The organism is Streptomyces tendae (assembly GCF_008632955.1).
Lineage (GTDB): Bacteria > Actinomycetota > Actinomycetes > Streptomycetales > Streptomycetaceae > Streptomyces.
In genome coordinates this window covers 3,209,438-3,233,794 of record NZ_CP043959.1, presented here as the reverse complement: position 1 = coordinate 3,233,794, position 24,357 = coordinate 3,209,438, and the positions used below count along the sequence as shown (strand labels likewise).

Here is a 24,357-nt window from a genome sequence, read left to right as displayed (position 1 = left end):
AGACGGCCCCCTGAGGGAATTGACCGAGGGTTTCAACGCCCCCTGGGCAGTGACGGTGTCGGAGCCGTGTCCCGCAGGGCCGTGCGGAGTTCGTCGAGGACGGCCGCGAAGGCCGGGGACGTCTCCGAGGCGCGGGCGGACAGGAACCCGGTGGGCGGCGTGTCGTCGGCCCCGAGCGGAAGACCGGCCGCGGTCGCCAGGGTCAGCACGGTCGCGGTCGTCGCGGAGACCTCCTCCGCCGCCGCGGACCCGGACAGGATCCGCCGGGCCTCCTCGCGCAGGGCGTCCGCGCGGGCGGTGTCGGCCAGGACGTGATCCACGGACGGGAACACGCCGAGGATCCGGTGCTTCTCGGCCCGCAGGACGCCTTCGGCCACCAGGTGCTCGCGGACCGCGTCCAGGGTGTACCGCGCGTGCAGCGTCACCCAGGTGCGCCAGCGGTGCGGGAAGGATTCGCTGACCAGCTCCAGGAGCCCGTCCAGCGCCGGGTCGCCGGTGCGCGAGTCGAGGTCGCGCGGGGTCGCGATGCCGTCGTCGTCGACGAGCAGCCCGCGCCGGGCGAGGTCGGCGAGCGCGCCGGCCCGCACCACGGGGGCCGCCCGGGTGGGGTCGGTGTCCCAGGCCAGCAGGCACAGGCGGGCCGGCAGGGAGAGCGGGCCGTTGGGCACGGGGCCTCCTCGGTGCGGGGACGCGAGGTGCGTCGATGGGTGCGAAAAACGCGTTGACGGCCGGTGCGGCCGCCCCTAACGTTTCCCTCGGTTCTGTTGCCGTCGATGGGAGAAGGACGTTGCTCGTCTGAGGTTCTGAGACACCGCGTCACACCGTTCTCAGGTGTGTGCGCAGCGTGCGACCTCGGCGTTCGAGCCGTCCTCGCGGACCCTCCGCGACAGGGCTTTTCTCATGCCACGGATTCCTTCCCGGCTGCCGGTCGTCGTCCCGCGGTGTCTCGATACGCGTGTGCCCCTGATCGCCCTCAGCAACCGCGGAGGCCCGCATGTCCGCTTCTCTCACCTGTACCTCCCTGTCCTTCACCTGGCCCGACGGCACCGTCGTCTTCGAGGACCTCGACGTGGCGTTCGGCCCCGGCCGCACCGGTCTCGTCGGCGTCAACGGGTCGGGCAAGTCCACCCTGCTGAAGCTGATCGCCGGCGAGCTCACCCCGACGGACGGCTCCGTCCGGGTGGCCGGCGAGGTCGGCTGGCTGCCGCAGAACGTCACGCTGGACACCGCGCTGACGGTCGACGAGGCCCTCGGCATCGCCGGCAAGCGCGCCGCGCTGCACGCCATCGAGGCGGGCGACGTCGCCGAGGAGCACTTCGAGACCGTCGGCGACGACTGGGACGTGGAGGAACGCGCCCTGGCCACGCTGGGCGAGCTCGGCCTCGGTCACATCGGCCTGGACCGCACCGTCGGCGAGGTGTCGGGCGGCGAGTCGGTGCTGCTGCGGCTGGCGGCGCTGCTGCTGCGCCGCCCCGACGTGCTGCTGCTCGACGAGCCCACCAACAACCTCGACCTGTACGCCCGTCGGCGCCTCTACGCCGCCGTCGAGAGCTGGCCGGGCGTCATGGTCGTGGTCAGTCACGACCGGGAACTGCTCGACCTGGTCGACCAGATCGCGGACCTGCGCGCGGGCGGGATCACCTGGTACGGCGGCAACTTCACCGCGTACGAGGAGGCCCTGGCCGTCGAGCAGGAGGCGGCCGAGCGCATGGTGCGGGTCGCCGAGGCCGATCTGCGCAAGCAGAAGCGCGAACTGGCCGACGCGCAGGTCAAGCTGGCACGCCGCAAGCGGTACGGCCAGAAGATGTGGGACCAGAAGCGTGAGCCGAAGATCGTCATGGGTGCCCGCAAGCGGGCGGCGCAGGAGTCCGCCGGCAAACACCGCATCATGCACGAGGAGAAGCTCGCCGAGGCCAAGGAGCGGCTCGACGACGCGGTGGAGGCGGTGCGGGACGACGACGTGATCCGGGTCGACCTGCCGTTCACCGCCGTGCCGCCGGGCCGGGAGGTCCTCACGCTCATGGACCTGGAGCTGGCGTACGGCGCGCGGGTGACCGGCGGGTTCGACCTGCGGGGCCCCGAGCGGGTGGCGCTGATCGGGCGCAACGGCGCGGGCAAGACGACGCTGCTGCGGACGATCGCCGGGGAGCTGGAGCCGGTCTCCGGCGAGACCCGGGCGCACGTGCCACTGCGCTTCCTGCCGCAGCGACTCGACGTCCTCGACCCGGCGCTGAGCGTCGCGGAGAACGTGGCGCGGTTCGCCCCGGGCGCCACCAACAACCGGATCAGGGCGCGGCTCGCCCGCTTCCTGTTCCGCGGCGGCCGCGCCGACCAGCGGGCGGACACCCTCTCCGGCGGCGAACGCTTCCGCGCGACCCTCGCCGCGCTGATGCTGGCGGAGCCGGCGCCGCAGCTGCTGATGCTGGACGAGCCGACGAACAACCTCGACATGGCGAGCGTCCGGCAGCTCACCACCGCCCTGGAGTCGTACGAGGGGGCGCTGGTCGTGGCCAGTCACGACCTGCCGTTCCTGGAGTCTCTCGGCATCACCCGCTGGCTGCTGATGGAGGGAGGGGAGCTGAGGGAAATCACGCCGGAAGCTGTCGGGTATCCCGCCTAACGTCGGCGGCATGACCCAGCAGGACGCGTATCTCACCCTCACCGGGGCCACGGAGAACAACCTCAAGGACGTCTCGCTCCGCATCCCGAAGGGCCGGCTGACCGTGTTCACCGGCGTTTCGGGATCGGGAAAGTCGTCCGTCGTCTTCGACACGATCGCGGTCGAGTCGCAGCGCCAGCTCAACGAGACGTACACCTGGTTCGTCCGCAACCGGCTGCCCAAGTACGAGCGGCCGCACGCGCGGGCGCTGGAGAACCTGACCCCGGTGATCGTCGTCGACCAGCGGCCGGTCGGCGGCCACTCCCGGTCGACGGTGGGCACGATGACGGACGTGCACTCGGTGCTGCGGGTGCTGTTCTCCCGGCACGGCACGCCGAGCGCCGGCCCGGCGACGGCGTACTCGTTCAACGATCCGTCGGGCATGTGTCCCGGCTGCGACGGTCTGGGCCGGACCGTACGGCCGGACTGGGACCGCATCCTCGACCCGGACCGTTCCCTCGCCGAGGGGGCGATCCGGTTCCCGCCGTTCGCCCCGGGCACCTGGCAGGGGCAGGCGTACACCCACAGCGACGAGCTGGACCCGCACCGGCCGGTGCGGGACTTCACGGCCGCCGAGCGGGAGTTCCTGATGCGGGGACGGCCCGGCAGCAAGGTCACCGTGCGGGGCACCGGCGGCACCTGGACCACCGACTACGAGGGGCTGGCCGACCGCTTCGAACGGCTGTACCTGAAACGGGACCTGGCGGGGATGAGCCAGAGGACCCGGGACACGGTGCGGGAGTTCCTCGCCGAGGGCCTCTGCCCCGACTGCGGCGGGGCCCGGCTGAACACGGCGGCGCTGGCGTCCCGGATCGACGGACGCCACATCGCCGACCTCTCGGCGATGCAGGTGTGCGACCTCGTCCCGGTGCTGCGCACGATCGACGACCCGGTGGCCGGTCCGGTCGCCGCGGCCGCCGTCGCCGCGCTGGAGCGGATCGACCGGATCGGCCTCGGCTATCTGAGCCTGGACCGCGAGACGTCCACGCTCTCCGGGGGCGAGGGCCAGCGGCTGAAGACCGTACGGCACCTGGGCTCCAGCCTGACCGGGATGACGTACGTCTTCGACGAGCCGAGCGTCGGACTGCACCCACGCGACGTGCACCGGCTGGGCGAACTGCTGCTGCGGCTGCGCGACAAGGGCAACACCGTGCTGGTGGTCGAGCACGACCCGGACGTCATCGCGCTGGCCGACCACGTCGTCGACATGGGGCCGGGTGGCGGCGCCGACGGCGGCAGGGTGGTGTTCGAGGGGACACCGCGGGAGCTGGCCGCCTCGGACACGCTGACCGGGCGGTGCCTCGGGCGGCGCACGACGGTCAAGGAGTCGGTGCGTGCGCCGGCGGGCGAGCTGTGGGTGAAGGGCGCCGGGCGGCACAACCTGCGGGACGTCACCGTGCGGTTCCCGGCCGGGGTGCTGACCGCCGTGACCGGGGTGGCCGGGTCGGGCAAGAGCACCCTGGTCGCCGAGTTCACCGCGGCCCACCCGGAGGCGGTGGTGGTCGACCAGTCCTCCATCGGCATCTCCGGGCGGTCCACCCCGGCGACGTACCTCGGGGTCATGGACACCGTGCGGAAGATCTTCGCCCGGGAGACGGGCGCGGAGCCGGGGCTGTTCAGCTTCAACTCCGACGGCGCCTGCGGGACGTGCGGCGGGCGCGGGCTGCTGCACACGGACCTCGCGTTCATGGACCCGGTGACCACGACCTGCCCCGACTGCGAGGGACGGCGGTTCGACGAGGAGGTGCTCCGCCTGACGGTCGGCGGACGCTCGGTCGCCGACGTGCTGGAGATGACCGCCGGCGAGGCGCTGGACTTCTTCCACGACACGGGCGTACGGCGGCGGCTGCGCGCCCTGCGGGACGTCGGCCTCACCTACCTCACGCTGGGCCAGCCGCTGTCCACCCTGTCCGGCGGGGAGCGGCAGCGGCTGAAGCTGGCGACCCGGCTGCACCGGGACGGGGCGGTGTACGTCCTCGACGAGCCGACGACGGGGCTGCACATGGCGGACGTGGACGGCCTCCTCGGCCTGCTGGACCGGCTGGTGGACGCGGGCAACACGGTGATCGTGGTGGAGCATCACCTGGAGGTGGTGGCGCACGCCGACTGGGTGGTCGACCTGGGGCCGGGCGGCGGACGGGACGGCGGCCGGGTGGTGTTCGAAGGGACACCGGCCGGGCTGCTCCGGGCGCCGGGGTCCTTCACAGGGGAGCATCTGCGGCGGGCCGTCGGCTGAGGCCGGGTCACCCGTGGCCCATCTCATCGCGGCCGGGGTGGTCCCGTACGGCGGGGGACTGCATGATGGCTGCGCCGGGCCCCGCGGGCGCCCGGCCCGTACGGGCTCCCGAGCCCCGCCCACACGCACCGTCCGATCCGAAAGGCGTACCCGTGCCCAGCAGGAAGGCCCTCGTCCGCCGTCCCGCCCCCTGCCTCGCCGAGGGGCTGGTGACCCACGTCGAACGGGACGAGGTCGACGTAGACCTCGCCGTGCGGCAGTGGGAGGGGTACACGGAGGCGTTGCGGACGCACGGCTGGGAGACCGTCGAGGTGGCTCCGGCCGACGACTGCCCGGACTCCGTGTTCGTGGAGGACACGGTGGTGATGTTCCGCAACGTGGCGCTGATCGCCCGTTCCGGTGCGGAGTCCCGCCGGGCGGAGACCTTCGGGGTCGAGGAGGCCGTGGCGTCCCTGGGCTGCTCGGTGAACTGGGTGTGGGAACCGGGCACGCTGGACGGCGGCGACGTCCTGAAGGTCGGCGACACGGTGTACGTGGGCCGGGGCGGACGCACCAACGCGGCCGGTGTGCAGCAGGTGCGGGCCGCGTTCGAGCCGCTCGGGGCACGGGTGGTCGCCGTGCCGGTGGCCAAGGTGCTGCATCTGAAGTCGGCGGTCACCGCCCTGCCCGACGGGACGCTCGTCGGGCACATCCCGCACATGGACGCGCCGTCGCTGTTCCCCCGTTTCCTGCCGGTGCCGGAGCCGTCCGGTGCCCACGTGGTGTGTCTCGGCGGCGACAAGCTGCTGATGGCGGCGAGCGCGCCGAAGACCGCGGCGCTGTTCGCGGACCTCGGGTACGAGCCGGTCCCGGTGGAGATCGGTGAGTTCGAGAAGCTCGAGGGCTGCGTGACGTGTCTGTCGGTGCGTCTGCGGGACCTGTATGCCTGACCGGCGTCCGCCTCACCCGGACGGCGCAACGACCTCGGCCATCCGGCGCAGGCACACGGACGAATGTCCCACGTGAACCCCGCTGATCAGCGGCCTTTACGGGGCTCTTAACCTACGGCTACGTAACCTACGGCTACGTAGCCTACGATTCCGTAGGTCCCCCGGCACCGCTCGCCGGCACGTCCGTATGTCCCCGTCCCCCTGGAGTTACCCGTGACGACCACTCCTGCCCACCTCGGCAGCCCTTCCGTCTGGACCGACGCCCGGCTGCTGTACGCCCTGGAGGAAGTGGTCGAGAAGGAGCTGAACCGGCATCTGCAGGTCGCGAAGGACTGGATGCCGCACGAGTACGTGCCGTGGAGCGACGGGCGCAACTTCCCCGGTTTCTTCGAGGACGGCGAGGCCTGGGAGAAGGGGCAGTCGAAGGTCACCGAGGTCGGCCGGATCGCCCTCGTGGTCAACCTGCTGACGGAGGACAACCTCCCCAGCTACCACCACGAGATCGCCTCGCTGTTCGGCCGCGACGGCGCCTGGGGCACCTGGGTGCACCGCTGGACCGCCGAGGAGGGCCGCCACGGCATCGTGATGCGGGACTACCTGCTCGCCTCGCGGGCCGTCGACCCGGACAAGCTCGAAGAGTTCCGCATGTCGCACATGAGCGAGGGCTTCGAGTCGGACAACCGGCACTCGATGCTGCACTCGGTCGCCTACGTCGCGTTCCAGGAGCTGGCCACCCGCATCTCCCACCGCAACACCGGCCACCAGTCCGGCGACCCCGTCTGCGACCGCATGCTGGCGCGCATCGCGACCGACGAGAACCTGCACATGGTGTTCTACCGCAACCTGCTGAAGGCGGCCTTCGAGCTCGCCCCGGACCTGACCATGCAGGCGGTCCGCGACGTGGTGGTGGACTTCCGCATGCCCGGTCACGGCATCCCCGGCTTCGAGCGGGCGGCCGCGCAGATGGCCATCGGCGAGGTCTACAACCTGCGTATCCACCACGACGACGTGCTGCAGCCGGTGCTGCGCCACCTGAAGGTCATGCAGATCGACGGGCTGGGCCCGGAGGGCGCCAAGGCGCAGGAGGAACTGGGTCTGTTCCTCGGCGGTCTCGACTCCGAGGCGAGCAAGTTCGACGAGAAGCTGGCCGCGCGCAAGGCGCGCATGGCGGCCCGCGCCGCCGGCTGACCTCTCACCGGGCGCCGGTCACCGCCGGCCGGCACGCCGCAGTTCGAGGCGTTCCTTCTCCGAGAGCCCGCCCCAGACACCGAAACGCATGTCGTGGGTCAGGGCGTACTCCAGGCAGGCGGCGCGGATCGGGCACAGGCCGCAGATGCGCTTGGCCTCGCGGACCGAGCTGCCGGGTTCGGGGAAGAAGAAGTCTCCCCCCGTCTGCGCGCACAGCGCCTCCTCCTGCCAGGTCAGGTCGGATGGCGTCAACGTGTCGGTGTGCATGGCCGAAAGCGTGCCCGAGGGTGAAAAACGTTCGATCAACGCGGCATCAACGCCCGGCCACCGGGCCCGCCCGGTCCGGCGGGGCGGGCTCGATGACGGCGTCCGGCGGCCCGGCGCGCACGGCGGCGCGCCGGGCCGTCAGGTCTCGCGGGGATCGCCCCGGAGCACCGCGAGGCGGGCGCCGTACGGATCCTCCAGGCGGGCCATCCGGCCCACGCCGGGGACGGAGGTGGGGGCATCCGCACCCGGCCGCCCAGCTCGGCCGCCCGGGCGGCCACCGCGTCCGGGTCCTCGGCGCCGATGTACGGCAGCCAGTGCGGCCGGCCCTCCCGGGCCTCGACGGGGTCGTCGGCCAGCGGCACCATCCCGCCGAACGTGCCCTCCTCCCCCGTCTCCCGAGAGCTGACGGCGGTGTAGACGCCGCCCGGGAAGGTCACGGCGGCGGTCTCCCAGCCGAGGACCGCATGGTAGAAGGCGGCGGCCCGGGCGATGTCCGGGGTGTACAGCTCGGCCCAGCACAGGCAGCCGGCCTCCCCGGCCGCCTCCAGGCCCTCGCGCCGGCCGGGCTGCCAGACGCCGAAGGGGGCGCCCATCTGGTCGGCGAGCAGCGCCGACCTGCCCTGCTCCCCCACCGGGGCCGGCGGCACGGGGACACTGCCCCGCGCCGCGCGGACGGCCTCGGCGGTGGCGTCGGCGTCCGGACTGCGGAAGTACACGGTCCAGGCCGCCCCGCCCTGGTCACCGCCGAGCGGGGCGCAGCCCGCGGCGATCCGGCCGGCATGCTCGAAGAAGCCGTAGCCGCCGCCGTCGGGTCCCGCGGAGCGGTACGTCCAGCCGAACAGGGCGCGGTAGAAGGACGCGGCGCCTTCCGCGTCGGGCGTGCCGACGTCGATCCAGCAAGGTGCGCCGTCGACGAAGCGGGTGGTGAGCATGGTGCCTCCTTCGAGGAGTCCCGACGCCTGCTCCGCCGAGTCTTCCACTCCCCACCGACAATCGCCGGTACGGCACCCGGACGGGTCGCGGCCGATCGGGGCGGGGCGGTCAGGCTGACGCCCTGCGGACCAGTGTGGTCGGCAGCACCACCCCGGACGGTCCGGCGCCCGTAGCCTCGTCCGGCGCGGTGGTGCGGTCCAGCTCGCGCAGCAGCAGGCGGGCCATCAGGCGGCCCATCTCCTCGATGTCCTGACGGACCGTGGTGAGCGGCGGCTCGGTCTGCTCGGCGATCGGCAGCATGTCGTCGAAGCCGACCACCGCGATGTCCTCGGGCACCCGCCGTCCGTGTTCGCGCAGCGCCCGCAGGGCGCCCGCCGCCATGAGGTCGTTGCCCGCGAACACGGCGTCCAGGTCGGGGCGGTGGCGCAGCAGTTCCCGCATCGCCCGCTCGCCGCTCGCGGCGGTGAAGTCGCCCTCCACGACGAGCCGGGGGTCGGGGTCGGCCATGACGTCCCGGAAGCCGTCGAGCCGGTCCACCGCCGAGGTCTGGTCGAGGGCGCCGGTGATGTGGGCGACCCTTCGGCGGCCGAGTCCGAGCAGATGGCGTACGGCGTCGCGGGCGCCGCCCCGGTTGTCGGTGTCGACGTAGCGGACGGCGTCGCCGCCGCCGTTCCAGTGCGGCCGGCCGCCGAACACGGCCGGCAGTCCGGCCCGCTGGATCAGTCCGGGCAGCGGGTCGTCGATGTGCAGGGAGAACACCAGGGCGCCGTCGACGTGGCCGCCGGCCAGGTAGCGGCCGACGCGCGCGTGGTCGTCGCGGTCCTCGGTGAGCAGCAGCACCAGCTGGTTGTCGTGGGCGGTCAGCTCCTTGCTGATGCCGCGCAGCTGCCGGGCGAAGAAGGGGTCGGCGAAGACCCGGGTCTCGGGTTCGGCCACGATGACGGCCACGGCGTCGTGGCGCCGGGTGACCAGGCTGCGGGCGGCCTGGTTGGGGACGTAGCCGAGTTCGTCCACCGCGCGCCGGACCCGCTCGGCCAGGGGTTCGCGAACCCCGTCGAAGCCGTTGACCACGCGGGACACCGTGGCCCGGGAGACCCCTGCCCGTGCGGCCACGGCCTCCAGCGTCGGTCGTGGCACTGTCTCACTCACTTCGGGGCTCCTCCCTGCGGTTGGCCGAAAGGATAGCCCTGGCCGGCCCGGCCGCCGAGAGCGCTCTCGGATCACCCGGGCCGCCCGTCAGTGCTCGTGCGCCGGCTCCTTCGTCCCGGTGGCGGTGTGGGCGTGTTCGTGGGGGTCGTAGCCGGGGATGGTGCCGTCCGGTTTCTTCACCAGGAACAGGCCGACCATGCCCATGTCGGAGTGGCTCTGGACGTGACAGTGGTACATCCAGGCGCCCGCTCCCACCCCCTCCCCCGCGATCACCTGGAAGCCGAAGGAGTCGGCGGGGCCGCAGATCTTGGTGTCGACGACCCGGGTGGGGTCATCGGGGCCGGTGAGCATGCCCGTGCGGTTGTCGGCCCAGCGGTGCCCGTGCATGTGGAAGGTGTGGTAGTACTCGCCGTGCGTGATCATGACGATCTCGACCCGGTCGCCCACGGTGGCCTCGAAGTCGGGGCCCGTGTGCGCCGGCTTGTTGTTGATCGTCATGTCGTTGAAGACGATGGTGTGCGTGGCGTCGGGAAGGACGTCGCCCTTGCGGCGCACGATCACGGGGCCGTACAGGCCGCCCCGGATGCCTCCGGTGCCGTGCACGGTGCCGACGACGTGGTCGTGGTAGTGCCAGTACCCCGCGCTGCCCGCCCGCCAGGTGCCGTCCGCGCGCCGCCCGGGGGCGTGGGTGCGCCAGGTGTAGGTGCGGGTTCCGCCGGGCTCGACGGCGCTCTTGTTCTGCTGGGTGCCGTCGCTGGAGATCTCGTAGTCGACGCCGTGGACGTGCAGGCTGACCGGCACGTCCATGGTGTTCTCGAACTCGATGTGCAGCGTGTCGCCCTCGTTGAGCTCGATCAGCGGGCCGGGGATCGTCGCCTTGCCCTTCTCGAAGCCGTAGCCCATCTGTCCGCCGGCCAGGCGCTCGGCGTACATCTTGATCCGGCGTACCTCGCCCCCGGCGGGCGCGGTTCTCGCCGTCGCGGTCGTCGCGCTCACGGCCTCGGGTGCCACCGACAACGATGTCGCCGCGGCCACGCCGCCCAGAAGTACCCGTCGGTTGAAACCGCGTCTGTCCATGCCGAACTCCCCATGTGGCTGTCATGAACCTGTGAAACCGTAGCGGTGACCCGAGGGTTTATCCACACTCAGGACAAAGTTCGTTTCTTTGCTGCGATAGGTCTTGGCGTCTGACGCAAAGAGGTCTAGCTTCCTTGACGCTGTTGCCGCGACCGAGGAGGGGTGGGTGGCCACGTGCGGTCCACATCGCATCACGAACCCATGGGATTAGGAGGGTTGGACACGTCCAGCACCTCGAACGCGCGAAGGACGAGAACCGGGCGACGCGCCTGGGCGGCCACCGTGGCCGCCGGCGTCGTCGCCGCCGGCCTGCTGTCGGGACCCGCCGCCAGCGCGCGCCCGGCCCCGGATCCGTCCCTGACAACGATGTCCATCACGTCGCCCCCGGGCGGCGCGAACGTACGTGTGCTGCTGTTCTACGGCTCGGCGGCCGGCGGTGAGGAGTCACCGCTGGTGAACGCCGGGATCGCGGCGATCGAGCGGATCGGGCAGACCGGACCGGAGGACCAGCGCTTCACGGTCACCGCCACCGGCGACGCCTCGGTCTTCACCAACGACAGGAAGCTGAGCCGGTTCAACACGATCGTGTTCCTGACCGGCGGCGGTGACGTCCTCGACCCGGAGCAGGAGGCGGGTCTGGAGGCGTACATGGAGGCCGGCGGCGGTTTCGTCGGCCTGCACGACGCGGCCCGCGCGGAGCCCTACTCGGACTGGTTCACCGGTCTGATCGGCGCCCGGCCCGCCGCGGGAGCGCCCACGGTGCAGCGCGCAACCGTCGAGGTCGGCGACCGGGTGCACCCGGCGACCAAGGGCCTGCCGCCGGAGTGGAAGCGGCCCGACAAGTGGCTGAACTGGGCCAAGAACCCGTCCGGTGGCGTCCACACGGTCGCCCGGGTGCGCGAGTCGACGTACCGGCCGGGCGCCGGTGCCAACGGCTGGGACCACCCGATCAGCTGGTGCCGTGACTACGACGGCGGCCGGTCCTTCTACACCGGCATGGGCGGCACGGTGTCGTCGTACGACGAGACCGACTTCCGCGAGCACCTGCGCGGCGCCCTGCTGTGGACCACCCGTCTGGTGCGGGCCGACTGCAAGGCGACCATCACCGGCAACTACAAGGCGGAACGGCTCACGCAGCCCAACCAGCCGGGACGGAACGACCAGATCGGCGAGCCGCACGGGCTGGTCACCGCGCCCGACGGCCGGGTGTTCTACATCGGCCGGGGCGGCGCCGACGCCTCGCAGCCCGTGGTCACCGACTGGAACAATCCGGATGTCGGCAAGGGCACGGGCGAGATCCACGTCTACGACCCGGAGACCAAGAAGGTCACCCTCGCCGGCGCGCTCACCGTCTTCGGCAACAAGGGCGGCGGCGACGAACTGGTCAAGGTCGAGGAGGGCCTGCTCGGCATCGAACTGGACCCCCAGTTCGAGCGGAACGGATGGGTGTACCTGCACTACACGCCCCACTCCGGCATCGACCGGGACAGGCGCATGGCCGAGCGGCGGGTCTCCCGCTTCACCCTCGACCAGGCCACGAACAAGCTGGACCTCGGCAGTGAGAAGGTGCTGCTGAAGTGGCCGGTGCAGATCCACAGCTGCTGCCACGCGGGCGGCGGGATGGCCTGGGACTCCAAGGGGAACCTGTACATCGCCACCGGTGACAACAACTCCAGCGGCTTCAGCGACGGTTACTCCGGCAACAACCCCCAGCCCAACTACAAGGGCGTGTCCTTCGCCGACGCGCGCCGCACCGCCGGCAACACCAACAACCTCAACGGCAAGATCCTGCGCATCCACCCGGAGCCGGACGGCACGTACACCCTCCCCGAGGGCAACCTGTTCACCGGCAGGGAGACCGACGAGGGCGGCGGCAAGACCCGCGGCGAGATCTACGTGATGGGCGTGCGCAACCCGGCACGGATCTCCGTCGACAAGGAGACCGACGTCCTCTACGCGGGCTGGGTCGGCCCGGACGCCGGCGCCCCGTCGACGACCTGGGGACCGGCGAAGTACGACACGTTCGCCGTCATCACCAAGGCGTCCAACCGCGGCTGGCCGTACTGCATGGGCAACAAGCAGCCCTACCGGGACCGCAATCTGCCCGACCCGTCCAAGCCGCTGGGCTGGTACGACTGCGACCACCCGAAGAACGAGTCGCCGAACAACGACGGCCTGGTCAACCTGCCGCCGGTGACCGGCAACAACATCTGGTACTCGCCGCAGGGCGGCGGTCCGGACTTCCCGCGCGACGAGAACGGCGTCCCGTCCTACAAGCAGGACGAGGCGACGTACCGGCTGCCCTGGCTGAAGGGCGGCGGGCAGGCCGCGATGAACGGCCCGGTCTACCGCTACGACGACGCGAACAGCAGCGACGTCAAGTGGCCCGCGTACTGGGACGGCAAGTGGTTCGTCGGCGACTTCTACGACGCCGACCAGCCGCGCAACGCGGTGCTGATGGATCCGAGGACCCAGGGCGACGGCGGACTGCCGGTCCACTCGGAGTCCCTGAAGAAGATCGTGCCCATCGGTAACGACGGCATCAAGAACCTGATGGGCTGGACGTTCGGTCCGGACGGCGCGCTGTACGTGCTGGACTACGGGCGCGGTTTCTTTACCTCCGACGCCAAGTCCGCACTGTGGCGGGTCACCTACACGGGCGGCGGGCCGACCCCGGCCGCCGGTCAGCTGGCGAGGGGGACGCAGTGATACGACGACCAGGAGTGTGGGCCGTACTGCTGGCCTGCCTGATGACGGTGCTCGGCCTGCAGGCGCTCCCCGCGGCGGGACAGCCGAAGGCCGACGCCGGCCGCACGGCGGCACAGGTCCTGACCTGGACCGCGGGCGACAGCATCACCGCGTACGCGTCCGCGCCGGCCACCGCGGTGGCCGGTCCGGCGACGATCGTCTTCGAGAACAGCGCGGCCACCGGCAACACCACCGGCATGCCGCACACCCTGACGTTCGTCACCTCCGACCCGGAGTACAACAACGACGTCCAGCTGAACATCCTGGCCAACCCGGCCGACGCGCAGGGCGGGCGGCACACCGCGGAGGTGACGCTCACCCCGGGCCGCTACTTCTACCACTGCACCATCCCCGGCCACGGGGAGATGAAGGGCGTCCTGACGGTCACCGAGGGCGGCGGCGAGGACACCACCGCCCCCGAGGCCACGGCCGACGTGACCGGCACGCGGAACGACCAGGGCGCGTACGTCGGCTCCGCGAGCGTCACCCTCGCGGCGACCGACGAGGGTTCGGGTGTCGACCGGATCGAGTACGCGCTCGGTGACGACGACGCCTGGCAGCCGTACACCGCCCCGGTGGTGGTCGACCAGGTCGGCACGCACACCGTCCGCTACCGCGCGCTGGACAAGGCGGGCAACGTGTCGGAGGAGCGGAGCGTCGCGTTCACGGTGGTCGCGCCGCCCACCGACGACACCACGGCGCCGGAGACCTCGGCGACCGTGGACGGCGAGAAGAACGCCGACGGTCACTACATCGACATGGCGACGGTCACCGTCACCGCGTCCGACACCGGCTCCGGCGTCAACACCATCGAGTACGCCATCGGCGCGGACGGCGCCTGGCAGACCTACGGCGGCCCGGTGATGGTGCACGAGGCGGGCACGCACACCGTGCGCTACCGGGCCACCGACAAGGCCGGCAACGCGGCGGCGGAGAAGAGCGTCGAGTTCACCGTCGTCGCCGCTCCCCCGCAGGACACGACCCCGCCCGCCACCGGTGTCACCGTCCACGGCACGAAGAACTCCGACGGCGCCTACGTCGGCCGCGCCACGGTGACGGTCACCGCGGACGACGGGCACGACGGGTCCGGTGTGGCACGCGTCGAGTACTCCCTCGACGGCGGGCCGTACCTGGCCTACACCGCGCCCGTGATCGTCGACCGGGCGGGCCGGCACACGGTGGCCTACCGGGCCACCGACAAGGCCGGAAACACCTCCGAGCCGCTCACGGTGAGCCTCACGGTGGTGTCCGGCGGGGTGCCCGCGCCCCCGTGCCCCGAGTACGACGAGCGGTTGACGGTCATCGTGGGGACGGTCGACTCGGGCGTGCCGAACCGCGTCACCAACAACCGGTGCCGGATCGGCGAGCTGATCGAGGACGAGAAGGAGTGGACCTCGCAGGCGCTGTTCCTCAAGCACGTCACCACCGTGCTGGACGCGCTGCGGAAGGAAGGCGTCGTCGACAAGCGGGAGTACCGGGCGATCAACAAGGCGGCCCGGCAGTCCGGCATCGGCACGCCCGGCCAGACCGAGGGCTACCGCACGATCCTCGACGGCACCCCGGAGTCGTTCGCCAAGTGGGAGCAGGTGGGCGGCGGTTCGTTCACGCTGAACCCGGACGGATCGATCACCTCGGGCACCGCCCGGGACGGGCTCGGCATGCTGTGGTTCCCCGAGCGCACGTACGGCGACTTCTCGCTGAAGCTCCAGTGGCGTGACGACGCGCCGGGCACCGCCAACGCCAACGGCGGTGTGTTCGTGCGGTTCCCGCAGATCCACGACCACCCGGAGGAGTCCCGGCCGGAGTGGGCCGCGATCAAGTTCGGGCACGAGATCCAGGTGTTCGACTCACCCACCGGCGACATGTACAAGACGGGCTCGGTCTACGGCTTCGACCGTGTGGGCCTGGCCGGTGCCGGTGTGACGCAGAAGGGCACCTGGAACGACTACGAGATCCGTGTCGTGGACCAGCACTACTCGGTCTACCGCAACGGCGTGCTGATCAACGAGTTCGACAACATCGGCGGCCAGGACTTCACCCCGCCGCGCTCGGACGACCCGGGCACGGACGGGCGGCGGTTCGCCTCCGGTTACCTCGGACTGCAGGTGCACAGCACGACGGACGTCATCTCCTACCGCGACGTCCGGATCAAGGAGCTGTAGCCCGCGCGAACGCGGCGGGGAGCCGGGTCAGGAGGTCGTGGGTTTTGGCTTCCTGGCCCGGCTCGGCTGTACCCGGCTGGGCTCCCCCGGCATCTTCGGGTACTCGGGCGGGTAGGGCAGGTCGCCGAGGCCGTGGTCCTGCTCGTCGCGCCGGGCGAGTTCCAGCAGAGGTTCCAGGGAGAAGGCGTGGTCGTCCATGTCCGCGTGCACGTCGCCGAGTTCGGCGAAGCGCGCGGGCATGGTCGTGATGTCGAAGTCCTGCGGACGGGCGACGCCCACCTCCTCCCAGCGCAGCGGCGCGGAGACGGGGGCGTGCGGCCGGGGCCGCACCGAGTAGGCGGAGGCGATGGTGCGGTCGCGGGCGGTCTGGTTGTAGTCGATGAAGATGCGCTCGCCGCGCTCCTCCTTCCACCACTTGATGGTGACCTGCTCGGGCATCCGGCGTTCCATCTCCCGGCCCACGGCGATGGCGGCGCGGCGGACCTGGGTGAAGGTCCACCGGGGTTCGACCGGCACGAAGACGTGCAGGCCCCGGCCGCCGGAGGTCTTGGGCCAGCCGCGCAGTCCGTACTCGCCGAGGACGGCGCGCAGTTCGAGGGCCGCGCGGGCGGCGTCGTCGTAGTCGGTGCCGGGCTGCGGGTCGAGGTCGATGCGCAGTTCGTCGGGGTGGTCGACGTCCGTGCGGCGCACCGGCCAGGGGTGGAAGACGAGCGTGCCGTACTGGGCCGCCCACACCACGGCGGCCTCCTCGGTGGGGCACATCTCGTCGGCGCTGCGGCCGCTGGGGAAGGTGATGTGCGCGGTGGGGATCCAGTCCGGCATGCTCTTGGGCGCGCGCTTCTGGTAGAACCACTCACCCGTGATGCCGTCGGGGTAGCGCTGCAGGGTGGTGGGCCGGTCGCGCAGGGCGCGCAGGATGCCGGGGGCGACGGCCTGGTAGTAGCGGGCGACGTCCAGCTTGGTGTAGCCCCGTTCCGGGAAGAAGACCTTGTCCGGGCTGGACAGCCGCACGCTCCGGCCGCCGACCTCCAGTTCCACCGCTTGCGCCATGCGGGCCACGCTAGGCGCGCGCTCCCTCCCCCGCACGTCCGGACACCCGCCCGGGGGCGGCCGCCCGACGGGCGCGGCCCGGGCGGCGCTCCTAGAGTCGGAGCATGGATCTGCCCGTCATGCCGCCCGTCAGGCCGATGCTCGCCAAGTCGGTGGCGAGGATCCCGCCGGACATGCAGTACGAGGCGAAGTGGGACGGCTTCCGGGCGATCGTGTTCCGTGACGGCGACGAGGTGGAGCTGGGCAGCCGCACCGGCAAACCGCTCACCCGGTACTTCCCCGAGCTGGTCGAGGCGCTGCGGGAGCGGCTGCCCGGGCGGTGCGTGGTGGACGGGGAGATCGTCATCGCCCGGGACGGGCACCTGGACTTCGACGCGCTGACCGAGCGCATCCATCCGGCGGACTCCCGGGTGCGGACGCTCGCCGAGCGGACACCGGCCTCCTTCGTCGCGTTCGACCTGCTGGCGCTGGCGGACGAGTCGCTGCTGGACGTGCCGCTGACAGACCGTCGGGAGCTGCTCGTACGGGCGCTGCGCGACGTCACCCCGCCCGTGCACGTGGCGCCGGCGACCACCGACATCGAGGTGGCCCGGGGCTGGTTCGAGCAGTACGAGGGCGCCGGTCTCGACGGTGTGGTCGCCAAGCCGCTGACCCTGCTCTACCACCAGGACGAGCGGGCCATGTTCAAGATCAAGCACGAGCGCACGGCGGACGTCGTGGTCGCCGGGTACCGGCTGCACAAGAGCGGGCCGGTGGTCGGGTCGCTGCTGCTCGGCCTGTACGACCGGGGCGGCGCCCTCCAGCACGTGGGGGTGTCGGCCGCATTCACCATGAAGCGGCGCGCGGAGCTGATCGAGGAGCTGGAGCCGCTGCGGATGGACGACGCGTCGGACCACCCGTGGGCGGCCTGGGCGGACGAGGCGGCGCACGCCTCGGCGCGGCTGCCCGGGGCGCCCAGCCGCTGGTCGGGGAAGAAGGACCTGTCGTGGGTGCCGCTCAGACCGGAGCGGGTGGCCGAGGTCGCCTACGACCACATGGAGAACGGGCAGCGCTTCCGGCACACCGCCCGTTTCCGCCGCTGGCGCCCCGACCGCACCCCGGAGAGCTGTACGTACGCGCAGCTGGAGGAGCCCGTGCGCTACGACCTCACGGAGATCCTCGGCGGGCCGTGATCCCCGGCGGCCCGGGTCAGGGCTTGATCAGCACCTTGACCGAGCCGTCCCGCTTGTTCTGGAACATGTCGTACGCCTGCGGTGCCTCGTCGAGCGGCACGCGGTGGGTGGCGAAGTCGTCGACGCCGAGCGGGTCCTCGTCGGTGAGGAACGGGATGATCTCGTCGCTCCAGCGGCGCACGTTCGCCTGCCCCATGCGCATCTGGATCTGCTTGTCGAACAGGGTGAGCATGGGCATCGGGTCGGCCATACCGCCGTAGACGCCGCTGATCGAGATGGTGCCGCCGCGGCGGACCAGGTCGATGGCGGTGTAGAGGGCGGCGAGCCGGTCGACGCTGAAGCGTTCGGCCATCGGTCCGCTGATCTTGCGGGGCAGCAGCGCCGAGGCGTTCTGCACCATGCGGGCCGCCGCGCTGCCGTGTGCCTCGGTGCCGACGGCGTCGATCACCGCGTCGGGGCCGCGGCCGTCGGTCTGGTCGCGGATCGCCGCGACGAGTTCCTTCTCGTCGTCGAAGGAGCGCAGGTCGAAGGTCTCCACGCCGCGTTCCTTCGCCCGGCGCAGCCGTTCGGGGACGAGGTCCACGCCGAACACCCGTCCGGCACCCTTGGCCTGGGCGACCCGGCAGGCCATGTCGCCGATCGGGCCGAGGCCGAGCACGGCGACGCTGCCGCCCTTGGGGACGTCCGCGTAGGCGACGGCCTGCCAGGCGGTCGGCAGGACGTCGGAGAGGTAGACGAAGCGGTCGTCCGCCGGGCCCTCGGGCACCTTGATCGGGCCGTACTGGGCCTGCGGCACCCGCAGGTACTCGGCCTGCGCGCCGGGGACCGCGCCGTACAGCCGGGTGTAGCCGAACAGGGCGGCGCCCATGCCCTCGGAGCTGACCTGGGTGGTCTCGCACTGGGTGGGCAGTCCGGTCAGGCACATCCAGCAGTTCCCGCAGGCGATCTGGAAGGGCACCACGACCCGGTCCCCGGCCTGGAGGTCGGGGACGGCGGCGCCGACCTCCTCGACGATGCCCATCGGCTCGTGGCCGAGGATGTCGCCCGGGGTCATGAAGGGGGTGAGCACCTCGTACAGGTGCAGGTCGGATCCGCACAGTCCGGTGGAGGTGACGCGGATGATCGCGTCCGTCGGCTCCTCGATCCTGGGATCCGGAACCTTCTCGATCCGTACGTCCCGCTTCCCCTGCCAGGTCAAAGCCTTCATCGCCGCCTGCTCCCTCCGTGCCGACCGGTGTGTGACGCCCGTACGCGCCCGTGCGTCGCTCGTGCGGTCGGCTCCGGGTACCCGAGTGGCCGGACGCCGAACCGCCGATCACTGGGCCGATCGGCGGAACCCACTGCGCGGGACGCCGTCCGATCCGACAGAGGCGGAGACGATCGGAAAAGCGCACAATCGAAACAGCGGATGATACGAGGATGGCCGGTGGCGACGGTGGGCACAGAACGAGGGGCGCGCCGGCGGCGCGGCGGCAGGAGGGCCGGAGTGCTCGTGGCCGCCCTGCTGGCGGCAGGTCTGGCGGCGGGCTGCACGTCGGGCGGGTCCGGTGACGACGGACGCGGCTCACCCCAGGAGTCGCCGACCGCGACGGGCCCGGACGGGCGGCCGCTGCCCCCCGTCCTCGCCGTGAAGATCGACAACGCGCCCGAGGCCCGGCCCCAGACGGGTCTCGACGAGGCCGACGTGGTGTACGTCGAGCAGGTCGAGGGCGGGCTGAGCCGGCTGATGGCCGTGTACGCGACACAGCTCCCCGAGTCGGTCGGCCCGGTGCGCAGCGCCCGCGAGTCCGACCTGGAGCTGCTGCGCCAGTTCGACCAGCCCCTGCTCGCCTTCTCCGGGGCCCAGAGCAAGCTGCTGCCGCTGATCGACCGGGCACCGCTCACCCCCGTGGAGCCCGGGTCGAAGGACGACGCCTTCACCCGGGACTCCGCACGGGCGGCACCGCACAACCTGTACGTCCGCCCGCACCGCCTGCTGGACGACCCGCCCGGTGAGGCCGCGCTGACCACCGGCTTCCGGCACGGCCCCGCGCCCGCGGGCGGCACGCCCGAGGACGAGGTCTCCGTGCGCTTCCCGGCGGCCCGCTTCACCTTCACCTGGTCGGACGCCGACCGGGCGTGGAAGGTGTCGATGGACGGCGCCCCCGCGACCGACGGGGACGGCGACCGGCTGACGGCGTCCACGGTGGTCGTGCAGGACGTGACCGTGCGCCGCTCGGGCTTCAGGGACTTCCTCGGCAACAACACCCCGTACACCGAGACGGTCGGCTCGGGGAAGGCCACCGTGCTGCGTGACGGGCGTACCTACCCGGCCGCCTGGGACCGGGCGACCGCCGAGGACGGCACGTCGTTCACCACCCGGGACGGCGAGCCGCTGAACTTCGCGTCCGGTCCGGTGTGGGTGGTGCTGGCTTCGGGGGACTGAGCGCGCGTCACCGGGCGGCGGACGCCCGCTCCGGGTCGCGCGGCGTCCCGGCGGCGTCGGCCACCCGGCGGATCAGGCCGTGAACGGCTCCCGCTCGGCGGGGTCGAGCGGGGCGAGGACCGCGCCGGTGGCGTACGGCCATCACGACGAGCCGGCTCCGCAGATGCGGGCGGCCCGCACAACGGGCTGTCGGCCGGGGAGACGGTACCGCTGCGGACGGCCGTCTGCTGCGGCGTCCCGGCGGCCGACGCGGCCTTCGCCACGGCCGGGCGGGCGCCGGCCGGGGGGACGAGGGCCGGACGGTCACCGGTGGCCGGCGTACGTGGCCAGTTCGCTGCGGGCCTGTGCCACCAGGCCGTCCGCGCCGCAGGAGCGGGCCAGTGCCAGGCCCCGCTCCAGATCGGGCGCGGAGCGGGCAAGGGTGCCGTACTCGATACGGGCCGCGGCGTGTTCGTACTGGCAGGGCGAGGACTCCAGGTAGGTGACCGCCTGGGCGGCGAGGCGCACCGCGCGCTGGCCGGTCTCCAGGGCGGCGGCGACCCGCAGGGCCTCCCCTATCGCGGTGTCGGTGCCCAGGCGTTCGGCGCGGCGGCGTACGTCGACGGCGAGCCGGGCCGCCCGGGCGGGGTCCTCGGTGGCGAGCGCGCGGGCGAGGTCGGCGGCGCCGAAGACGTGCACCGGGTTGTGGTGGCCGCGCGCGGCGGCGGCCTTCTCCGCCGCCTCCAGTTCGTTGATGCCGTCCTTGGTGCGGCCGACGGCCAGCAGCAGCCGGCCGCGCACCGAGCGCGGGTCGGGCAGTACGACGGTGGACGGGTAGGGCGGTGCGAAGCCGTGCCGTTCCGCCACGGCCCATGCCTCGTCGACGTGGCCGCGGGCGAGCAGGGTGTCGACCAGGTTGCAGGTGGCCGTCCAGTACAACGGCAGTCCGCGGCCGACGCGTTCGGCGTGGCGCAGCGACTCGCGCAGGGAGGTCTCCGCGGCCTCCAGCCGGCCTCGCCTGCGGTGCGCGAGACCCACGTAGGCGTGGGCGAGGACCAGGTGGCCGCCGCTCCAGCCCGCCGTGTCGTAGGCCTGGAGGGCCTCGCTGTAGAAGCTCTCGGCGCGGTCGAGGCGGTCGGTGTAGGCGTAGCTGCCGGCCAGCATCAGCAGCAGTTCGACGCCCCACTCGGAGTCGGTCCAGCCGAGGCCCGGTGCGAGCCGGCCGTTGACCAGGGCGCGGTCGCAGATCTCGACGATCTCCTCGGCGTTCTCCCCGCGCATCATGCCGTCGAAGCCGCGCAGGATCAGCAGCGCGCGCTCGGAGTTGTCGCGGCCGGTGCAGGTGGCGGCGAGCTCGGCCAGGCGTTCGGAACGGCCCGGTGTGATGGTCTCGCCCGCGTGCACGCCCTCCCACATGAACTGCACGGCCTGGAGCCGCATCCGGGCGGGTCCGGCGGGGAGCCGGGCGGCCTCCGCCTCGACGGTGCGGACGGCCTCCTCCATCTGGTCGTTGTGCAGCAGGGCCTGGGAGAGGCGGATGACGGCGTCCAGCCGGCGGTCGCCGTCCAGGCCGGGCATGCCGAGGGCGGTGCGCAGATGGCCGATGGTGCGGGCGGGTGCGGTCAGGAACGTGGCGCTGCCCAGTTCGTACAGGACGTGCGCGTGGACCTCGGGCCGGGGCGGTTCCTCCAGGGCGCGTTCCAGGCAGCGGCGGGCGGCGTCCGGGGCACCGACGGCGAGGTGTTCGCGGGCGGCCTCGCGCAGTTGCCAGACGAGTTCCTCGTCGTCGTCCGGGTGCACTTCGAGGAGGTGGCGGGCGGCCGCGGCGGCGCCGCGCCCGGAGTCGGTGACGATCCGGGCGGCGATGCCGTGCATGGCCCGGCGCAGCGCGTCGGGGATGGAGTTGTAGACGGCGGTGGCGATCAGCGGGTGCACGAACTCCAGCTCGGCCTGCCCGGTGCGGCGGGCGGCGGCCGGGTCGGGGACGGTGAGGATGCGGGCGCTGCGCAGGCGTTCGGCGCAGCGGGCGGCGTCGTCGGGGCCGAGGGTGGCGAGCCGGGCCACCAGGTCGACGGTGATGCCGTCGCCGAGGATCGCGGCGGCCCAGGCGAACCGGGTGGCGTCTATGCCGAGTTCCTCCAGGCGGGCGACGAGGCCGCCGCCGCGGGCGGAGCGGTTGAGTTCACGCAGCTCGCCCGCGTGCGCCTCGACCGGCTCCAGCTCGCTGTCCTGGACCTTGGCGAGGAGTTCGACGGTCTCGTAGGGGTTGCCGCCGGTGACGGCCCACACCTCGCGGCAGAACGCGGCGTCGGCGTTCTCCCCCAGGGTGGCGCGGGTGAGGCCGGCCGCCGCCTCGGGGGTGAGGGCGCTGAGGTTGGTGACGGGGCGGTCGGCCGCGGCGGCGACCGCGTCCAGGTGGCGGGCGCTGACGCCGGAGATATCGCCGGGCCTGCGGGCCACCACCACGAGCACGGACAGGTCGGCGAGGCGCTCGGCGAAGGCGGCGAGCCAGTACAGGGTCTCCTGGTCGGCCCAGTGGGCGTCGTCGACGAGGAGGACCAGCGGCCAGTCCCGGCGCGCGAGCCGGCGCACGGCGGCGACCAGACCCTCGCACACGCCCTGCGGGTCGGCGTGCCCGTCACCCGGGTCCGTGATGCCGAGGGCCGGGCCGGCTATGCCGTACCAGTCGCCGAGATACTCGCGGGCCTCCTCGGGCAGCAGCGACACCAGTGCGGGCTGCAGGAGTTGGCGCACCACGTTGAACGGCACCGTGCGCAGCGTCTCGCCGCCGCGGGCGGACCAGACGGTGCAGCCACGCCGTTCGGCGATGCGTCGGGTCTCGGCGAGCAGGGCGGTCTTGCCGAGTCCCGCCTCGCCGCGCAGCACCATCAGCGTGCCCGGCGAGGAGCGGTCGGCGCACAGGACGTCGACGGCCTCCGCGATGGCGGCGAGTTCCTCGTCCCGCTCCCACAGGGCGGCCGAGGGTGCCGCCGGGGGCCGTACCTCCGTCATCCCGCTACCTCCCCGAGTCGCCCGAATGACGTACCGGACCCGAGCGTAGTCCTCCGTCCGGCCGAGCGGAGCCCGCTCGGCGCACGTGTTGCCGTGACGAGTGACACCGGGTACGGGGAGTCGACGCGGGCAGCCTCTCACCAGGGACCTGTCGGTCAACAGCTGTTCCCGAACGGGCCGTTGACGCGGGTCGCGCCGAACGGGTAAGGGGGCGGCGCCGGGCGCACGGGGACTCTCTCATCCGGCTTTCACCGTCGCCTCATACGGTGGGGGCATGACGCAGGTGACTCCTCCCGGGTGGTATCCCGACCCCGGGCAGACGCAAGACGGACCGGCCACCGAGCGCTGGTGGGACGGCGCGGCCTGGACGGACCGGATCCGGCCGGCGGCCCGTGACGCCGCCGCGGACCAGGCCGCCGCCTGGGCTCCGCCGGGGCCGGGTGCCGAGGCCGCAGCGGGACATCCCGCCTACCCGGCGTACCCGGCCGCGCCGCCGTCCGGGCGGGGGCGCGGGGTGCGCACCGGGATAGCCGTCGTGGTGGCCGCCGCCGTCCTGGCGAGCATCGGTGTCGGCGTGTACGCGCTGACCGACGACGGCGGGGACCGGACCACCGCCACCTCGCAGCAGGGCGGGCAGGACGGTGACCGGGGCGCGCCGCCCGAGGGCGCCCCGGACGGCCCCGAGGGCGACGAGCCCGGGGCTGACGGCGACGGGCCGCCGCGGGTCGAGAGCGGGTCGGTGACCGACGCGCTGAGCGGGATCAGCCTGCCCGTCCCCAAGGGCTGGTACGGCGAGGAGCTCGAGGTGGGCGCGGCGGTGACGTCGAAGGACACCTACGACTGCCCCGGCGACACCTCGAGCACCTGCACGAAGGGCGGGGCGTACTCGGCGCCGGCGGTGGCGCTGGGCACCCGCGGCTCCAGCGCCGAGGAGGTCGCCAAGGCGGACATCGCGGCGAACGCCGAGGAGAGTTACGGCGGCGACTCGTACGGGCGGATCGCCTCGCACGACGTCCTCGCCTCCAAGGCGGTGACGGTGGCCGGGCAGAAGGGGTACCTGGTCCGCTGGAAGGCGGTCACCAGCACGGGCTCGGACGGCTACGTGCAGTCCCTCGCCTTTCCGTCCCCGGCCCGCCCGCAGCAGATCGTGGTGGTGCGTTTCGGCGTCGACACCGATCAGGGGCAGACGGTCCTCGACGAGATCACCGAGGGCATCGCGGTGTCGAAGGGCGGCGGCAACGGGCAGGACGTCTGACCGTCCCGCACGACGACGGCCGGGTGGGGCACCCCTCCGCTCAAGAGGTGTCCCACCCGGCCGGGTGGCGCCGCCCCCGTCCCCACGGTGCGGCGCGTCTCGGGCCTCCGTCCGGT

Annotated in this window: 16 protein-coding genes and 1 pseudogene; 9 read left to right on the top strand and 8 right to left on the bottom strand. The window is 72.6% G+C overall.

What is annotated here, in order from left to right:
- Window positions 1-32: 32 nt before the first annotated feature.
- Entirely contained in the window at window positions 33-668 is a 636-nt protein-coding gene (locus F3L20_RS14840) for a GOLPH3/VPS74 family protein (protein ID WP_150154792.1), read from the bottom strand.
- Between the two features lie 326 nt (window positions 669-994).
- Here F3L20_RS14840 and F3L20_RS14835 point away from each other — a divergent pair, with 326 nt between their 5' ends.
- The 4 genes from F3L20_RS14835 to F3L20_RS14820 all read left to right on the top strand — a co-directional run bounded on the left by F3L20_RS14835 (window position 995) and on the right by F3L20_RS14820 (window position 7,012).
- Window positions 995-2,620, top strand: a complete 1,626-nt coding sequence (locus tag F3L20_RS14835) for an ABC-F family ATP-binding cassette domain-containing protein (RefSeq protein ID WP_150154791.1) — start codon at window positions 995-997, stop codon at window positions 2,618-2,620.
- Between the two features lie 10 nt (window positions 2,621-2,630).
- The gene (locus F3L20_RS14830) at window positions 2,631-4,895 is read left to right on the top strand and encodes an ATP-binding cassette domain-containing protein (protein WP_150154790.1); all 2,265 of its coding nucleotides are present in this window, start codon (window positions 2,631-2,633) and stop codon (window positions 4,893-4,895) included.
- Between the two features lie 152 nt (window positions 4,896-5,047).
- Entirely contained in the window at window positions 5,048-5,824 is a 777-nt protein-coding gene (ddaH, locus tag F3L20_RS14825) for a dimethylargininase (RefSeq protein WP_150154789.1), read from the top strand.
- 213 nt (window positions 5,825-6,037) lie between these two features.
- Window positions 6,038-7,012: an acyl-ACP desaturase gene (locus F3L20_RS14820; protein ID WP_150154788.1), complete on the top strand. Its 975-nt coding sequence runs from the start codon at window positions 6,038-6,040 to the stop codon at window positions 7,010-7,012.
- Between the two features lie 18 nt (window positions 7,013-7,030).
- On the opposite strand, the gene F3L20_RS14815 is transcribed toward F3L20_RS14820, so the two are convergent.
- From F3L20_RS14815 to F3L20_RS14800, 4 genes and pseudogenes are all read right to left on the bottom strand, one after another.
- Complete coding sequence (locus tag F3L20_RS14815) at window positions 7,031-7,279, bottom strand: WhiB family transcriptional regulator (RefSeq protein ID WP_150154787.1); 249 nt, start codon at window positions 7,277-7,279, stop codon at window positions 7,031-7,033.
- 138 nt (window positions 7,280-7,417) lie between these two features.
- A pseudogene (locus F3L20_RS14810) lies at window positions 7,418-8,211 on the bottom strand (VOC family protein).
- A 109-nt stretch (window positions 8,212-8,320) separates the two neighbouring features.
- On the bottom strand, window positions 8,321-9,361 hold the full coding sequence (locus tag F3L20_RS14805; RefSeq protein WP_150154786.1) for a LacI family DNA-binding transcriptional regulator: 1,041 nt from the start codon (window positions 9,359-9,361) through the stop codon (window positions 8,321-8,323).
- 87 nt (window positions 9,362-9,448) lie between these two features.
- Complete coding sequence (locus F3L20_RS14800; protein WP_150154785.1) at window positions 9,449-10,438, bottom strand: multicopper oxidase domain-containing protein; 990 nt, start codon at window positions 10,436-10,438, stop codon at window positions 9,449-9,451.
- A 201-nt stretch (window positions 10,439-10,639) separates the two neighbouring features.
- Between F3L20_RS14800 and F3L20_RS14795 the strand changes: the two genes are divergently transcribed.
- A complete protein-coding gene (locus F3L20_RS14795) occupies window positions 10,640-13,147 on the top strand; it encodes a ThuA domain-containing protein (RefSeq protein ID WP_240810911.1) in 2,508 nt (835 codons plus the stop codon).
- A 14-nt stretch (window positions 13,148-13,161) separates the two neighbouring features.
- On the top strand, window positions 13,162-15,348 hold the full coding sequence (locus F3L20_RS14790) for an OmpL47-type beta-barrel domain-containing protein (protein ID WP_150157342.1): 2,187 nt from the start codon (window positions 13,162-13,164) through the stop codon (window positions 15,346-15,348).
- 27 nt (window positions 15,349-15,375) lie between these two features.
- Here the strand turns inward: F3L20_RS14790 and ligD are convergent, their stop codons facing one another.
- A complete protein-coding gene (ligD, locus tag F3L20_RS14785) occupies window positions 15,376-16,398 on the bottom strand; it encodes a non-homologous end-joining DNA ligase (RefSeq protein WP_150154784.1) in 1,023 nt (340 codons plus the stop codon).
- Between the two features lie 104 nt (window positions 16,399-16,502).
- Between ligD and F3L20_RS14780 the strand changes: the two genes are divergently transcribed.
- Window positions 16,503-17,570, top strand: coding sequence for an ATP-dependent DNA ligase (locus F3L20_RS14780; RefSeq protein ID WP_150154783.1), 1,068 nt, complete (start codon window positions 16,503-16,505; stop codon window positions 17,568-17,570).
- 16 nt (window positions 17,571-17,586) lie between these two features.
- On the opposite strand, the gene F3L20_RS14775 is transcribed toward F3L20_RS14780, so the two are convergent.
- A complete protein-coding gene (locus F3L20_RS14775; protein WP_150154782.1) occupies window positions 17,587-18,777 on the bottom strand; it encodes a zinc-dependent alcohol dehydrogenase in 1,191 nt (396 codons plus the stop codon).
- A gap of 201 nt (window positions 18,778-18,978) precedes the next feature.
- Here F3L20_RS14775 and F3L20_RS14770 point away from each other — a divergent pair, with 201 nt between their 5' ends.
- The gene (locus F3L20_RS14770; RefSeq protein ID WP_150154781.1) at window positions 18,979-19,995 is read left to right on the top strand and encodes a DUF3048 domain-containing protein; all 1,017 of its coding nucleotides are present in this window, start codon (window positions 18,979-18,981) and stop codon (window positions 19,993-19,995) included.
- Between the two features lie 303 nt (window positions 19,996-20,298).
- Here the strand turns inward: F3L20_RS14770 and F3L20_RS14765 are convergent, their stop codons facing one another.
- Window positions 20,299-22,986, bottom strand: a complete 2,688-nt coding sequence (locus tag F3L20_RS14765; protein WP_150154780.1) for an ATP-binding protein — start codon at window positions 22,984-22,986, stop codon at window positions 20,299-20,301.
- A 274-nt stretch (window positions 22,987-23,260) separates the two neighbouring features.
- Here F3L20_RS14765 and F3L20_RS14760 point away from each other — a divergent pair, with 274 nt between their 5' ends.
- The gene (locus tag F3L20_RS14760; protein WP_150154779.1) at window positions 23,261-24,241 is read left to right on the top strand and encodes a DUF2510 domain-containing protein; all 981 of its coding nucleotides are present in this window, start codon (window positions 23,261-23,263) and stop codon (window positions 24,239-24,241) included.
- Window positions 24,242-24,357: the final 116 nt, after the last annotated feature.